Genomic DNA, 15,066 nt, shown 5'->3' with positions numbered 1-15,066 from the left:
GGTTCTAAAAACTGCATCTTGCTGCGGCAATTTGCGGTATACTTGTGGGCTTTCGCGTACGCGAACACAATGACAGTATCGGTGGCGGGTATATAAACCGGCCCCGCAAGTAAATAACAGGAGACATCAATGGCAAGCAGAGGCGTGAACAAGGTCATTTTGGTGGGCAACCTGGGCAATGATCCTGAAGTCAGATACATGCCCAATGGCAACGCCGTCGCAAACCTTAGTCTGGCCACCAGCGAAAGCTGGAAAGATCAGCAAGGTCAGGTACAGGAGCGTACAGAGTGGCATCGGTTAACGATGTACCGTCGCCTGGCCGAAGTTGCCGGCGAGTACCTGAAAAAAGGCTCTCAAATATACGTTGAAGGCAAGCTGCAAACCCGTAAGTGGCAGGATCAGCAAGGCCAGGATCGTTACACCACTGAAGTGATCGTTGACCAGATGCAGATGCTGGGCGGTCGTGAAGGCGGCGGTGGCGGCCAGCAAGGCGGTGGCTATCAGCAACGCCCGCAAGGCAACCAGGGCGGCTACGGTAATCAGGGTGGCGGTCAGCAAGGCGGTTATCAGGGTGGCCAGCAAGGTGCACCACAAGGTAACCCGCAAGGCGGACGTCCGCAGGGCGGCAGCCAGCAGCCTAAACAGCCTCCTATGGCAGAGCCCGATTTCGACTTTGATGACGATATCCCGTTCTAGCGTTTACCTGAGATATATTCTGTAATGAATTTTGATTAAGCCCTTTTGATTTCCGGTAGGGAATTAACATTGTAGGTTTACTATATTAAGGGCTTGTTTTCACAAGCCCTTTTTTTATATTTTTAGAGTGGATAACGCCTTGTAGTCAGAAAAAGTTGGAGCTAAAAATAGTTTTAATTTCACACAGCCCCACAATAAGAAAAGGAAGTCAGCGTTGAAGATCATTGGGTTTATTTCATTACTGGGTCTGAGTGCACCCGCCTGGGCGCAAGATGATACGAAGGTGGATATTGCGGTGGTAAAAGCTGCCACCGGAGACTGGACAGTAACCTACCAAACGCAACAACCAGTGTCCCGGCTGGGCTTTGTACGGAATCCTGATCACTCACGAACTACGCGCTGGACGCCCCAATCATCTGAATTTGATCTGGTTTTAGCTGATAATAAAGAGTATTTGGTCAGGATAGACGGCACTGACTTTACTAAAGCAAGTGTCACACTCACCCCCACCTATAAGCATCTTTCAAAAGATTACGCGCCGTTTTCCCCTTATTCAGACGGTGGCACTTTGATATACACCGGACGCCTGTTTGCCTGTGCTGACACCTGCTCGGAAGAAAACCAACAGTGGCGGGTGTCCATGCAGGTACCGGCGGGCGAACATATCATCCTCGCAGGAAAGGTACACACAGGCTCGACCAGCTGGATAGACAGCGGTGACGGCATGAATGTGTATGTAGGCGCACAACCGCCAATAGAAACACCAAATGTAATAGCCGTCATAGACCCTGGCTTGCCGGAGAAAATCAAACATGCGTTAGAGGCTGATATTCCCGCGTTAATGACGTATTTTGAGAAGAAGTTAGGGCCAGTCGAGGGCGAGAAACCCACCTTGTTCGCTTCTTATGCCAATGTTGAAGGACACTCCTCCCAAGGCGGTACTCTGCCGAATCAGATCTTCATGCACTGGAATGTGAATAACCTCGAAGAAAAAGTCGCTACCAGTAAGTTTCTCAATGACACCCTCTGGTTTTTTGCTCACGAAGTAGCACACCTATACCAACGCAGCGGGAAGGGCGATAATATCGTGGAAAGACAGGCGTCCTGGCTGCATGAAGGCCATGCAGAGTGGTCAGCGGCACTGGCGTTGTCAGCCTTGTATCCTGATACGAATCTCTACGTCTCAAATAAAACAGACAGATTTAAAGAACATTGCGCCACCGGTCTGACTGACTTTCCTCTTGCTGAGGCCGCTGAACGAGGGCGTTTCGATTTATATTACACGTGCGGACTGGTTATCCATCAGGCGATTGATTCAGCGCTACGCACCAAGAGTGACAGGGACAGTTATTCATTGTGGAACGCGTTTCGGGAACGAGTCGAAACCAGTGATGAGCAGGCCAGCGACGTGTTCCTTACACTAGTTGCTCAATGGGTATCTGAAGAGCTGGCTGCTAACGTTAAAATCGTGGTTGAGCAACAACAATCCGACCCCAGGGAAGCCATACAACAGCTATCATTGTCAGCAAACTAGCAGCAACGGATCCGTGCGACCGCAGCCTGCCAGCCTTCATAGGCCTGATCCCGCTGGGCTTTGGTCAGCCGGGGTCTGAATGTGGTTTCACACAACCATTGTTTCGAAAGCGTATTCACTGAGTCGTATATGCCGGCCTGTAACCCAGCAAGATACGCTGCCCCCAGTGCGGTAGTTTCGGTGACCACTGGGCGCTCAACTTCGGCGCCGAGAATGTCTGACAGAAACCCCATTACCCAGTCGTTCTTTGCCATACCCCCATCCACACGCAGGGTAACCGGACGAGCTCCATCACACTCCATGGCTTTCTGCAGATCTTTGGTTTGATAACATACTGACTGCAAGCCTGCGGCAACAATTTCACTGATACCGGTATCCCGGGTGAGCCCGAGTATCGCGCCACGGGCGTCCGGATCCCAGTACGGCGCGCCGAGACCGGTAAATGCCGGCACCAGAAACACCCCGTTATCCCGTCTTGACCGTTGGGCGAGGGCTTCGGTTTCTTCCGCATTATCAATTAAGTGCAAGCCATCGCGCAGCCACTGAATAGTGGCCCCCGCCATAAAGATACTGCCTTCCAGTGCATAAGTGGTTTTGCCATCCAGCCGATATCCAACCGTAGTTAGCAGCCGGTTTTCCGACATCAGCGGGGTGTCGCCAGTATTCAGGATCATGAAACAACCCGTGCCGTAGGTACTTTTTGCCATGCCTTTGTCAAAACAGGCCTGACCCACCAGCGCGGCCTGCTGGTCACCGGCTACGCCCTGTATGGGAATGCCCGTTCCTAACAGGCTTTCATCCAGCTCGCCAAATTCAGCGGCGCAATCGAGTACCTCTGGAAGCATCGCTTTCGGGATATTGAACTCATCCAGTAACCGTTCGTCCCACTGTTGAGAATGGATATCAAACAGCATGGTACGGGAAGCATTGGTTGCATCGGTAACATGGGATGCACCCTTGGTAAGGCGCCAGATAAGGAAAGTATCTACAGTGCCAAACAGAAGCTCGCCTGCTTCGGCAAGTTCACGCGCGCCTTCCACATTATCGAGGATCCAGCCTATTTTGGTAGCGGAGAAATAAGGGTCAAGTAGCAGGCCGGTGCGTTCGGTAATGTAATCAGTGAGGGCAGTGTCCTCACTTAACTGGCGACAGGTTTCAGATGTTCTGCGGTCCTGCCATACAATCGCAGGATAAACTGTCTCACCGGTATGCTTATTCCACACCAGCGTGGTTTCGCGCTGGTTAGTAATGCCTAACGTTTTAATTTCTGCGGGCGTGACGGGGCATTTGTCGAATACCTGGCGTAGCGTATCGGTCACGCTGTTCCAGATAGCTTCCGGGTCGTGCTCGACCCAGCCATCCTGAGGGTAAGATTGGGGGAACTCTCGTTGTGCTACGCCAATAATATCTCCGGCCGCACCGAAAATAATCGCCCTTGAGCTTGTCGTTCCCTGATCGATGGCAAGAATATAATCCGTCACGCAGCGTCTCCAAGATGTCTGTCGGCAAGAAATAAAGAAGCGTGCCCGATTTGCAATTTATTAACAAGGCAGGCGTAGCGCTTATGTTTATAACGATGTCACCGGGCAGGCGATCATTTATATAGCCTGTACCTGCAAAAATAGATCGGGAATAAAGCCCCCTCGGCGACATAAAAAGAGCCGGTCATGGTTATTCTTCGGGGGGCATGCACGTTGTGGTTGCGGCACTAATAAGTGCGTGATGAGTGCCCACTTTAGTCTACTGGTACTTTCTTCTAAACTCTGTTGTAATTGTTGAAACTTTTCAAAGACATCAACACACATGCGAATAGGGTGGCGGGCATACCTTAAACAGAAACTGCGGTCATCTTCACAGTTCTTTTCTGTGGGGATTGCGATTGGCGCGGAAACAGTGACGTTTTGTGCTTTACGCCAGAAAGACGCAGAGTTGGAGGTCTATGCAGAAGATACAGTGGCCTTTGCTGACTGGGGTAGGCACTTTGCCTCCTGGGTTGAACAGCACGGTCTGAGTAACACCCCGGCATATCTGGCCTTCTCGCTGGAATTATATCGTCAGGTGCAGGTAGACCGCCCGCCGGTGGAGGACCATGAAGTCCACGCAGCGCTCTCCTTTTCGGTGGAAGAAATTCTGGGCAGCGATACCCAATGGGTCTTTGACTATACCGACCTGGACGTGCACGTGGCGGGTAATAAAAAGCTCAATATTTTTGCCATCCCTCAGGAAGCGGTGGCCGCCGCCAGTGAAAAAGCGGTGCGAGCAGGCGTTAACCTGGTACAAATCAGCGTGGCCGAGTTGGCAACCTGTGAACTCATGCCTGCAACGGCTGAACCATTGATGCTTATCGTGCAGGAAACTGGCGAAGAAGTGTCACTGAATATCGTTAAAAACGGGCATTTATATGTCAGCCGCCGTCTGAAAGGCTTTGAGAATCTGGGCAGCTTTTCCGAACAGGAATTACAAATGGGCCTGGTTGATTCACTCAGTGTGCAGGTTCAGCGCTCCATGGACTATTTTGAAAGTCAGCTCAGACAACCGCCGGTACGCAAAATCCAGCTCCGGCTGGATACCCCACACACTGCATTAGTCGCCCAGCAAATTAATCAGGTTATACCGGCGGAAGTTATAGCATTGGAGCCGGATGTTCAGGTGAATGCGCCGCTGTCCAAACTACGATTAAACTTCACGGCGCTGGGTATGGCGCTGGCGCCCGCTCGTCACGCCGAGCGTGCTTCATATGAAGGCAAGGCGGCCTGATGAAACATCGTATTAATTTATATCAAAACCAGTTTCACCCGAAACTGGAACTGGTGACGCTACACAGCGTGGTGGGGATTTGTGCCGGATTATTCATAACCCTGCTGTTGGTCTGGGGAGGGATCCGCTGGTCGGTGTCTGACAATACCGACAGGCTGGCTGCATTTGAGGCGCAAAACCGTCAGCTCGATGAAGATGTGCAAATGCTGCAATCAAAACTGGCCACCCGCCAGCCTTCCCCTGCTCTGAAAGCGCGGGTAACTATGCTTCGCAATACTCTCGCTAAGCAGGACGTATTATTGGCAGAACTGAGCAGTCGCGAAGTAATAAAAAAACAGGGCTTTGCCCAATTGCTTACCGATTTGGCAGCCCAGTCATCTACTGATCTCTGGCTAGAATCAATTTCGGCTTCCGAATCAATTTTGTACCTCGAAGGTCAGGTCTCTGCCCCGCGTGCGCTACCTCAATGGCTAAACCGGTTGGCTCAAACCCCTTCATTCAGTGGGCGGACTTTCGACTCAGCCAGTGTTATTCGTGAGGATGAGGCACTGTATTTTGCCCTTCAGACCGACCGACAGGCTGACGTCAGTGAGACGCAGCAGGGAGGGGTGCAATGAGCCAGTTAACCAACGCGGAAAAGTTTGCGGCTATATCGATGCGGGAAAAAGTGATGATCCTGGCTGCCGGCGTGGTGGTTATCCTCTTGGTGCTGGTCACTTTCTTCATTGAGCCCGCTCTGGACGAGTTGGCGGCGGTCAATCAGCAATTGGAAAATGAACAGGCACGACAACAGTCATTAGTTCAGCAACAGGTGGCGTTCAGTGAAGCTCTGCAACAGGATCCTAATGCCGAGCTAGAACGGGAACGGGCAGAGCTGGAAGCTCAGTATGCCAAATTGCAACAGACTTTTACCCGTCAGCTTGGCGAGCTGGTACTGCCCCATCAGATGCCTGCACTTATTGAACAGGTGTTTTCTCAAGCAGACGGTTTGCAGCTTATCAGCATGCGCTCATTACCCCCGGTGAACATTTTTGCCCATCGCAAAGAGATGGAAGGCGTGGCGGTTTACCAGCATGGGTTATCCCTGACCTTTTCAGGCAGCTATTTTGCCGTGCGTGATTTTTTGCGTTCGGCAGAGCAATTGACCTCAGAACTTTATTGGCGTTCAATGACTTACACCGTCGGTAGCTATCCCGACGCGGAGGTCACGATAGACGTCTATACCTTAAGTACCGAGAAGGCATTTATTGGTGTTGAATAAAATTACTCTAACCGGCGCGGCATTTGCTTTGGGATTGGGAGCTGCGGTTCTGACTCAGGCGAGCGCGTTCGCTGAAGAACGAGATCCCACTCGCCCAGGTGCGATGGCGGGGATGTCATCCGGCAGTGGCGTGAGCAATACAGGAAGCCTCACGTTACAAGCCATTTTTTTTACCACTGATAATCGTCAGGCCGTGATTAATAATCAGGTCGTTGCCGAAGGGGACATCCTTGCCGGCAGCACCATAGAACAAATAAATGCAAACACCGTGGTACTGCGGGCAAGTGGCGCCAGCAACGCGTCACAAACCGTATTACAGCTGTCGTCACCGACGCCGGTTAAACGCAGTACCTTTGAGGAATTTTAAGATGGGCAATACAGGCAGATGGTTAATCGCCATCACCGCGACAATCGGGTTGGGCGCGTGTCAGACGATGCCAGAAGAAGCCCCTGAACGTTCGGCTGTCGAACAGGACCTTTCATCCCAGCTCGAACAGCAGCAACAGCATAATGCAACGTCACCGGCCAATCAGGCAGTGTTAACACAGATGCCTGATGCAGTGGCAGCGACGTTGGCGGCGCCCTCATTGTCAGGAAACAGCGACAGTCTGTTCGGACCACAAAAATTTGATGTCAACGCACAGAATGTCAGCGTACGGGCGTTCTTTTCGGGGTTAGTGCACGACACGCCATACAGCGTAGCAGTACACCCCGCAGTGCAGGGTGAGGTTAGTCTGTCCCTTAAGCAGGTCACCATGGAACAAATTATGGGGCTGGTGAGTGACTTATATGGTTACGACATTTCCCGTTCAGATACGGTATACCGGGTGCGCCCGGCGGGTATGCGCACCGAGACGTTCGCGGTTAATTACCTCATGATGAAACGCGATGGCGCCACCCAGACCAGTATTACCTCCGGTGGAGTATCTCAACAGAACGGTAACAATAACAGCAGTGGCAACAACGCATTCAGTGATATCACCGGCTCCGACTCTGGTGGGAATTTCGGGGGACAGATGAACAGTGCTAATGGCACAAACATCAGCACCCGTACCGAAACAAATTTCTGGGACGATTTGAAAGTTAGCCTGGAAGGCATGATTGGCGACGAAGACGGGCGCGCGGTATTTGTAACGCCTCAGGCTGGACTGGTAACGGTACGGGCGTTGCCGTCGGAAATTCAGGACATTAAACACTTCCTGAATATCTCTGAAACAAACTTACAAAAGCAGGTTATTCTTGAAGCCAGGATCCTGGAAGTGGTGCTGAATAATGATTACCAGCAGGGCATTAACTGGAATGAAATTGTTGCCAAAGGTAGTACCCGGTTCAGCTTGTCCACCACGGCGGCGAGCTTTGGTAACAGTATTACTACCTCGTTGGGTGGGATCACCTCGCTATCGTTTATGAACGAAGACTTCTCAGGTGTGTTATCGCTGCTCTCCACACAGGGCAACGTGCAGGTATTGTCCAGCCCGAGAGTGACCGCCATTAACAACCAGAAAGCGGTCATTAAAGTAGGCGATGATGAGTATTTTGTGACTGAGGTGTCCAGCCAGAACGTCGTGACGCCTACAGCGACCTCAGTGACCCCGAACGTCGAACTCACGCCGTTTTTCTCAGGGATCGCGCTGGATGTTACGCCACAGATTGATGACAAAGGCAGTGTGTTACTGCATGTGCACCCGTCGGTAATCGAAACCCAGGAACAACAGAAAATTGTCACGGTCAATGGCGAACGCCTGGTGCTGCCGCTCGCACAGAGTACGATTCGTGAGTCTGACACCATTATTCGTGCTGCATCAGGAGAAATTGTGGTGATTGGCGGGTTAATGCAAACGACCCGTGGGGATACCGAATCAAAGACCCCGTTGTTGGGTGATATTCCTATTCTGGGTGAATTGTTTACCAACAAACGGCAACAGGAAACCAAAAAAGAACTGATTATTCTGTTGAAGCCTACGGTAGTGGGTGCAGACACCTGGACTGAGCAAATGGAACGCAGTCGGGAGACCATGGCCGACTGGTTATACGTGGAATAGGTATGTACCTCTATCATTTTGGCATTAACGAGTTACCGTTCACGCTCACGCCGAATACCAGCTACTTTTTCGGGCTGCCCAGTCATAACGAAGCGTTACAGGTACTGCTTACCGCACTGAAAACCGGTGAAGGATTCATTAAGGTCACCGGCGAAGTCGGCACTGGGAAAACTTTGATATGCCGCAAGCTGCTCAATGAACTGCCTGATCATTTTGAGGCGGCCTACATCCCTAATCCAATGTTATCACCCGATGAATTACGTCGTTCGGTCGCCGCTGAATTGGGTGTAGAGCTGGGTATCACTAGCGACCAGCAGGTTTTCACACAAAAAATTCAGGAACGCCTGATAGCTATTCATCAACAGCAAAAAAGTGCGGTATTAATTATTGATGAAGCCCAGGCGTTACCTACCGAGAGCATAGAGGCGCTGCGGCTGATGACTAACCTGGAAACTGAGTCGCGCAAACTCTTACAGGTAGTGCTATTCGGCCAGCCGGAACTGGATGAAAAGCTGGCCCTCGAGGAATTGCGGCAACTTAAACAACGGATCACCTTCAGCTATGCGCTCCGGCTGATGGATGCCGATCAGGTGCATCAGTATGTACAGCACCGGATGGCGGTGTCTGGTTACCGCGGCGCAGAATTATTCCCGGCCCCGCTTTGCCAGTTGCTCTATAACGCCAGCCGGGGCACGCCTCGCATCGTCAATGTACTGTGTCATAAGGCCCTGATGCTGGCATATGGAGAGGGGAAAACACAGGTTGAGCGCAGCCACGTACTGGCCGCTATAGCCGATACGGAAGCGGCCGAGCCGGTGGGCGGGCGAAGCCTGTCACCCGCAGCATTCGTGGGGATTGCCGCCCTGTGTACGCTCGTAGTAATAATGGCAGTATGGCACCTGGGAGGCCTGGAGTGAGTGTAGTTAATAAAATGCTGAAAGATTTGGAATCCCGTGACGCCGAGACAGGCGCGCCCAGCAATTATCGTCCCCCGGCGCAGAAAAAGGCGCAACCATTACGCATTTGGGTGTATTCACTGGTCACCGTTGCCGTGCTGGTGGTGGCAGTGGCATTACTCACCATGCCCGAACGCGTAGAAGCCCCGTCGGTACCGCAAACGGTAGAAGTGGTGCCCGCCGAAGAGACAAACACGGTGACCGCAAAACCGATAGAAGTAGCAAAACCAGTCCCCGCAAAGCCTAAGAAGCAATCTATATTAACCCGCCCCATAAGCGAAATCGTCGCGGGGCAGGCGGGCAGAAAAGAAGATTTGCTGGCCAGTGAAAAGCCCCTGAGTGGTGAGCAGCCCGGGACAGCGGCCGACACCGCAAGTGCAGAGACCACAGCCGCGGAAGACACTGCAGCAGAACAAGGTGAGTTCACGCTGACTGCCAAAAACGGCACGCAGGAGTACCAGAACCTACGGGAACGGATCCGGCTGGCACTGGACAGTCCGGACAAGCGCGAAGCCATCACTCTGATGCGGGAACTGGCAGAGGCTCAACCGGATAATGTCGCAGTGCGCAAAAAGCTGGCGGCGGTCTTGTTTGCGAATGGTCAGGCCGGACCGGCCCGGGATCAACTCATTGCCACGCTGGACAAATTCCCTGCCGACCACAGCGTGCGTCTGATGCTGGCACGCTTGTACCAGCAACAGGGGCAAACCGAACAAGCCAGACAAGTATTAGCCACGGCTGAAGATTATCTTCCTGTGAGTACCGATTTGATAGCATTCCGAGCGTCACTGGCACAAACAGAACAACGCTTCGAACAGGCACTTACTGACTATCATTTGCTGGTGGCGCGGGCCCCTGATGAATCCCGTTGGTGGCTCGGCGTGGCAACGAGTGCTGACCATCTTGGTCAGGCTAAGGTTGCACTGAATGCCTACCGCCAGGCGCTCTCGCGGGGGGAGTTAAATACGGATGTTCAGCAGTTTATGCGGCAACGTATAACGGTATTAGCCGGAGACCATGATGAATAAACCCCGCCTGCGCTTAGGTGACCTGCTGGTCCAGCAAAATCTGATTACCGAAGAGCAGTTGATGCAGGCGCTGGCTGAACAGCGCCAGACCGGGCGTAAACTTGGGGCAACCCTTATTGCCTTGGGTATGGTCACAGAGCATCAGTTGCTGGAACTATTGTCAGCTCACTTAAATGTTCCCTTGATTGATTTGGAGCATTACCGCATTGATCCGGAGGCGGTTAAGCGGCTACCGGAAATACAGGCGCGCAGATACCGTGCACTGGTTATTGAAGACCGGGGTGACAGCTTTCTGGTCGGAATGACCGACCCGGCTGATCTTAATGCCGTGGATAACCTGTCCAGTCTGTTAAATAAGCCTTTTGATTTAGCGGTAGTCAGCGAACAGCAGTTGTTTAACGCCTATGAGAGCTATTACCGTAAAACCGAGGAAATCGCTTCATTTGCGCAGGAGCTGGCAGAAGAGTACACCACAGAAGACGAGTTTGAGCTGGCCGCCGGGCTGGAAGACGAACAGGACACGGCAGTAGCGCGATTATTGCAATCTATTTTTGAAGACGCGGTAATGGCCAAAGCGTCAGATATTCATATTGAGCCGGATGAAAACCAGCTGCGGATCCGCCAGCGGGTAGACGGCATGTTGCAGGAAAACCTCATTCCTGAGAAGAATATTGCTGCAGCACTGGTGTTACGCCTAAAGCTAATGGCCGGACTGGATATTTCTGAGAAACGACTTCCGCAGGATGGCCGCACCCAAATCCGCGTAAAAGGGCATCGCATTGATGTGCGACTTTCTACCATGCCGGTGCAGGCGGGGGAGTCGGTGGTTATGCGTCTGCTGGATCAGTCTGCCGGTTTGCTAACCTTGGATCAGACCGGTATGCCGGCGCCTATCCTGAAACGTTTTCGCACATTGCTTACCCGCCCTCACGGTATGATCCTGGTCACCGGGCCCACCGGTTCAGGGAAAACCACCACGCTGTACGGCGCCCTCAGTGAGCTTAACAAAGCCGCGTCAAAGATAATTACGGTAGAAGATCCCGTGGAGTACCGACTGCCGCGCATCAATCAGGTGCAGGTAAACAGTAAAATCGATTTATCATTCTCGCAAATACTGCGCACCACGTTACGTCAGGACCCCGATATCATTATGGTGGGCGAGATGCGGGATCAGGAAACCGTTGAAATTGGTTTGCGAGGCGCCTTAACCGGTCACCTTGTGTTAACTACCTTGCACACCAATGATGCGGTTTCCAGTGCTATACGTCTAATTGATATGGGCGCACCGGGTTACCTGGTGGCCAGTTCACTGCGGGGCATTGTCGCCCAGCGATTAGTACGGCGGATTTGTGATAGTTGTGCCAAGCCCTACTCACCTACCCAGGAAGAACAGTTCTGGCTGAGTAACATCGATGCAGGCGTTGCCAACATCACCTTCCAGCAGGGTATGGGTTGCCAGAAGTGTAACCAAACCGGCTATCGTGGCCGGGTAGGCGTTTTCGAGCTGCTGGAAATGACCGAAAGCATGATGAATGCACTTAAAGCCGGCGATACCGCAGGCTTCAGTGACGCTGCGTACAAGAGTCCACATTACCGACCGCTTTCTCATGCCGCACTCACCTACGCTAAGATGGGCATTACTACGGTAGACGAAGTGCTGCGGCTGGTGGAAATGGTCGCTGAGGCACCGGTGGCCGAGGAACCGGAAGCTGCTAGTTCGACCGACGGAACGCACGATGGCGAAATTTGAATATACCGGACGTGAATTATCTGGCAGCTTGAGTAACGGGGTTATTGAAGCTGCAGACGAACAAAGTGCCGTCCGTTTATTACGCGCCCGCAATGTCATTCCTTTGAGCATTAAGTCTCAGGACGACGATAGCAGCAAGGGGCAGGATATCAGCGACTGGTTCTTACCTGGCGTCCGTCTTGATGAGCTGGTTATCTTTTGTCGTCAGATGTATTCACTCACCAAAGCGGGTATCCCTATTCTTCGTGCCGTGGGAGGCTTGGCTGAGTCGAGTACGTCTAAACGTCTGCGGGCAGCGCTGGAAGATGTTATTGCGCATCTGGAAAGGGGACGTAACTTTTCCTCCGCGCTAAATCAGCATAGTGAAATTTTTGGGCACATGTTCGTGAGTGTGGTCCACGTGGGTGAAAACACCGGCCGCCTCGATGAAGCTTTTGCGCAATTGGCTGAATACCTGGAGCGGGAGCAGGAAACCCGTAAGCAAATTAAAGCGGCCACCCGCTATCCTATTTTTGTGGTGGTCGCGATTAGCATTGCTTTTGTGATTATGAATATATTTGTTATCCCAAAATTCAGCACAATGTTTGCGAAGTTTGACGCCGAATTGCCGCTAGTTACCCGGGCGCTGATAGGCATGTCTGACTTTATGATTAACTTTTGGTGGTTAATACTGATAGTGCTGGGGCTGGGACTGTTTGCGTTGCACAGATACATCAACTCCACTGCAGGCCGGTACAAGTGGGATAAAAATAAGCTGAAGCTTCCGGTAGTTGGGTCTATTTTCCGGCGGTCTTTGCTAGGCCGGTACTGCCGCAGTTTTGCCATGATGTTACGGGGTGGTGTGCCACTGACCACGGCGTTAAATCTTACTGCTGACGCGGTAGACAATGCCTATATGGCTGACAAGATTACCACCATGAGAAAAAGTATTGAAAAAGGTGAGAGTTTAGCCAGAGTAAGTGCCAGTAGCGGACTGTTTACCCCCATGGTGATGCAGATGATTCGGGTCGGGGAAGAAACCGGACAGGTCGATGAACTATTAAAAGAAGCCTCGGAGTTCTACGAGCGGGAAGTCGACTTCGAGTTAAAAAGCCTGACCGCAAAAATTGAACCTATTCTGATTGTTATTGTAGCTGGCATGGTATTAGTACTGGCATTGGGAATATTCACGCCTATGTGGGACATGATGGGTGCTATTAAAGGGAACTAACACGTGGTGACAAAAAACGAGCGTGCTGAACATGGGTTACGCCGGCTTTATATCAATATTGCGGTGATTGTGGTGTTTGCACTAGCCATGGTGAGTTTTATTGTTTATTTCAATTCTGCCGAACCCGATGTAAAAGCCAGAATTCTGGCGCAGTACGGCAAACAAGTTGAGAGTAGCGCCACCAACGCCCACTGGAAATGGCAGGCCGAGGGCCGCCCTGAAATGATCATGTTAATTCATTACGACAGCCAGGGGAAAGAGCGGGACCGACGCCCGGTAAGAATGTCCCACCTTGGGGTGCCCTGGGTAGAAGCCAGCAGCCAAGGCTGCAACAAGCTGTGGAAAATGTTACTGAACGTACCCATGCAGGTAGATGGGTTTCGTGTGATAGGCGAATACTATCGCGGCGAATTGGTGGACAACGAACCGGTAAATTCCCGTTGTCGTTTTCGGTTAAGTCGTGGCCCGTACTTCGATTACCATATTTATCGGGGCAAGGTGTCGCTGGAAGGAACTCAATAAAGTCTGGCAATGCATGCCAGATTAATGCGCAGTGTGCATAACAACGCCCTGTGCTGAGCTATAAAGCAGGAGAAGGCTGTGAACTCTACAAACAAACAAATGATGGCCCCGGCAAGTGTGCGAGGTTTTACACTTATCGAGTTAGTAATCGTAGTGGTATTGCTGGGGCTGTTAGCCGCTGTGGCAATTCCCCGTTTTCTGGATGTGACAGAAGACGCCGAAGATGCCACGGTTGAGGGCGTGGCGGGAGGTTATGCTACCGGCGTAGGCCTGGTTCGCGCACAATGGGAGTTGCAGGGCCGTCCACAGGAAAATAATGCGACGAACCAGACCTTTGTGGTGCTGGACGGTGTCACCGTAGGGGTGGATCAGGATACCGGCTATCCCACCGGGCAGCTCAGTAACGACAGCAGCACCGAAGACACCAGCATTACCGTGCAAGACTGTGTGAGTATTTTTAATTTAATTCTGCAAAGTGCACCTACCATTACCTCAGATTTTTCGTTACAACCGTTTGAAGGCTTCCGTTACTTCACTTCATTGAGTTCGGGCGGCGGCGTCGGCGGGAATGATGTGTGTTATTACTATCTGAGTCAGACAATCAAAAGCCAGTCAGCAGCGCCGAGTGATAATACCGTGGGTAACGGCTTTATTTATGACCCGCGTATTGGCCAGGTAGTAACCTTTACACGTAACTAAGTATCAGAAAATAGACTAAAGTTTGCTTTAATAGTGACCAAGAGCATGTGATACTTTGGAAAGATTTTTAGGAGAAAGAACAATGAGCAACCGTGGTTTCACTTTAATTGAATTAATTGTAGTAATAGTGATTCTGGGAATTTTAGCGGTCACCGCTGCCCCCCGTTTTGTGGATTTTCAAAGCGATGCCCGTGCCTCTACACTGGGTGGCCTGAAAGCAGCAGTCCAGGGTGGCGCTCAGCTGGTGTATGCTAAATCCGCACTGGCTGGTGAAAACCGCAATGCTAATGCAGGTGACAACACCACTGAAGTAACCTTAGATAACGGCGATGTGCAGACTGACTTCGGTTACCCCGATGCGGAGAGTATGCTCACTATAAGCTGGGTTGATAACTGGGTAGAAATTAGCAGTGACGACTGGGATATTACTGCCGGATCCGGTACAGGCACAGCCACCGTTCCCCCTGCAGGTACATTCGCAATTACACCGAATGGCGTCGCGTATTCTACCGCAGCGGCAACCCGTTGTTACTTGCTGTATACCGAACCGAGCTCTGCAGGAAGAACACCTTCGTACGATATTGAAGACAGCGGCTGCTAATTAGAGCAAC

The 15,066-nt window shown here is 51.7% G+C and carries 15 protein-coding genes; 14 read left to right on the top strand and 1 reads right to left on the bottom strand.

The genetic code is table 11. From position 1 onward, the window contains the following. Positions 1 to 129: 129 nt before the first annotated feature. On the top strand, positions 130 to 696 hold the full coding sequence (locus OCL06_RS08840; RefSeq protein ID WP_262993581.1) for a single-stranded DNA-binding protein: 567 nt from the start codon (positions 130 to 132) through the stop codon (positions 694 to 696). Between the two features lie 214 nt (positions 697 to 910). Further along, positions 911 to 2,230 (top strand): M1 aminopeptidase family protein, encoded by a 1,320-nt coding sequence (locus tag OCL06_RS08835; protein ID WP_262993579.1) that lies wholly within the window; start codon positions 911 to 913, stop codon positions 2,228 to 2,230. On the opposite strand, the gene glpK is transcribed toward OCL06_RS08835, so the two are convergent. Then, positions 2,227 to 3,711 (bottom strand): glycerol kinase GlpK, encoded by a 1,485-nt coding sequence (gene glpK, locus OCL06_RS08830; protein ID WP_262993577.1) that lies wholly within the window; start codon positions 3,709 to 3,711, stop codon positions 2,227 to 2,229. The two genes, OCL06_RS08835 and glpK, sit on opposite strands and share 4 nt — an antisense overlap. 322 nt (positions 3,712 to 4,033) lie before the next feature. Here glpK and OCL06_RS08825 point away from each other — a divergent pair, with 322 nt between their 5' ends. The 12 genes from OCL06_RS08825 to OCL06_RS16170 all read left to right on the top strand — a co-directional run bounded on the left by OCL06_RS08825 (position 4,034) and on the right by OCL06_RS16170 (position 15,056). After that, complete coding sequence (locus OCL06_RS08825; RefSeq protein WP_262993575.1) at positions 4,034 to 4,987, top strand: type IV pilus biogenesis protein PilM; 954 nt, start codon at positions 4,034 to 4,036, stop codon at positions 4,985 to 4,987. Beyond that, positions 4,987 to 5,604 carry a PilN family protein gene (locus OCL06_RS08820; protein ID WP_262993573.1) on the top strand — a complete coding sequence of 206 codons (618 nt, stop codon included), beginning with the start codon at positions 4,987 to 4,989 and terminating at the stop codon, positions 5,602 to 5,604. Before OCL06_RS08825 ends, OCL06_RS08820 begins: the two co-directional genes overlap by 1 nt. Continuing rightward, entirely contained in the window at positions 5,601 to 6,248 is a 648-nt protein-coding gene (locus OCL06_RS08815; RefSeq protein WP_262993571.1) for a type II secretion system protein GspM, read from the top strand. Before OCL06_RS08820 ends, OCL06_RS08815 begins: the two co-directional genes overlap by 4 nt. Then, positions 6,241 to 6,615, top strand: coding sequence for a general secretion pathway protein GspB (locus OCL06_RS08810; RefSeq protein WP_262993569.1), 375 nt, complete (start codon positions 6,241 to 6,243; stop codon positions 6,613 to 6,615). The genes OCL06_RS08815 and OCL06_RS08810 overlap by 8 nt, the downstream gene beginning before the upstream one ends. A gap of 1 nt (position 6,616) precedes the next feature. Next, on the top strand, positions 6,617 to 8,290 hold the full coding sequence (mshL, locus tag OCL06_RS08805; RefSeq protein WP_262993568.1) for a pilus (MSHA type) biogenesis protein MshL: 1,674 nt from the start codon (positions 6,617 to 6,619) through the stop codon (positions 8,288 to 8,290). Between the two features lie 2 nt (positions 8,291 to 8,292). Next, a complete protein-coding gene (locus OCL06_RS08800) occupies positions 8,293 to 9,207 on the top strand; it encodes an ExeA family protein (RefSeq protein ID WP_262993566.1) in 915 nt (304 codons plus the stop codon). Continuing rightward, positions 9,204 to 10,274, top strand: coding sequence for a tetratricopeptide repeat protein (locus OCL06_RS08795; protein WP_262993564.1), 1,071 nt, complete (start codon positions 9,204 to 9,206; stop codon positions 10,272 to 10,274). The genes OCL06_RS08800 and OCL06_RS08795 overlap by 4 nt, the downstream gene beginning before the upstream one ends. Beyond that, positions 10,264 to 12,024 carry a GspE/PulE family protein gene (locus OCL06_RS08790; RefSeq protein WP_308446006.1) on the top strand — a complete coding sequence of 587 codons (1,761 nt, stop codon included), beginning with the start codon at positions 10,264 to 10,266 and terminating at the stop codon, positions 12,022 to 12,024. The genes OCL06_RS08795 and OCL06_RS08790 overlap by 11 nt, the downstream gene beginning before the upstream one ends. Then, positions 12,011 to 13,234: a type II secretion system F family protein gene (locus OCL06_RS08785; protein WP_262993560.1), complete on the top strand. Its 1,224-nt coding sequence runs from the start codon at positions 12,011 to 12,013 to the stop codon at positions 13,232 to 13,234. The genes OCL06_RS08790 and OCL06_RS08785 overlap by 14 nt, the downstream gene beginning before the upstream one ends. Before the next feature lie 3 nt (positions 13,235 to 13,237). After that, the gene (locus OCL06_RS08780) at positions 13,238 to 13,756 is read left to right on the top strand and encodes a hypothetical protein (protein WP_262993558.1); all 519 of its coding nucleotides are present in this window, start codon (positions 13,238 to 13,240) and stop codon (positions 13,754 to 13,756) included. 99 nt (positions 13,757 to 13,855) lie between these two features. Continuing rightward, a complete protein-coding gene (locus tag OCL06_RS08775; protein ID WP_262993884.1) occupies positions 13,856 to 14,455 on the top strand; it encodes a prepilin-type N-terminal cleavage/methylation domain-containing protein in 600 nt (199 codons plus the stop codon). Between the two features lie 82 nt (positions 14,456 to 14,537). After that, entirely contained in the window at positions 14,538 to 15,056 is a 519-nt protein-coding gene (locus tag OCL06_RS16170; RefSeq protein WP_308446005.1) for a type II secretion system protein, read from the top strand. Positions 15,057 to 15,066 lie beyond the last annotated feature (10 nt).

Source organism: Alteromonas salexigens (assembly GCF_025628895.1).
GTDB lineage: Bacteria > Pseudomonadota > Gammaproteobacteria > Enterobacterales > Alteromonadaceae > Alteromonas > Alteromonas salexigens.
The sequence above is the reverse complement of the archived record's forward strand: the minus strand, read 5'-3'. Positions and strand labels throughout refer to the sequence as shown.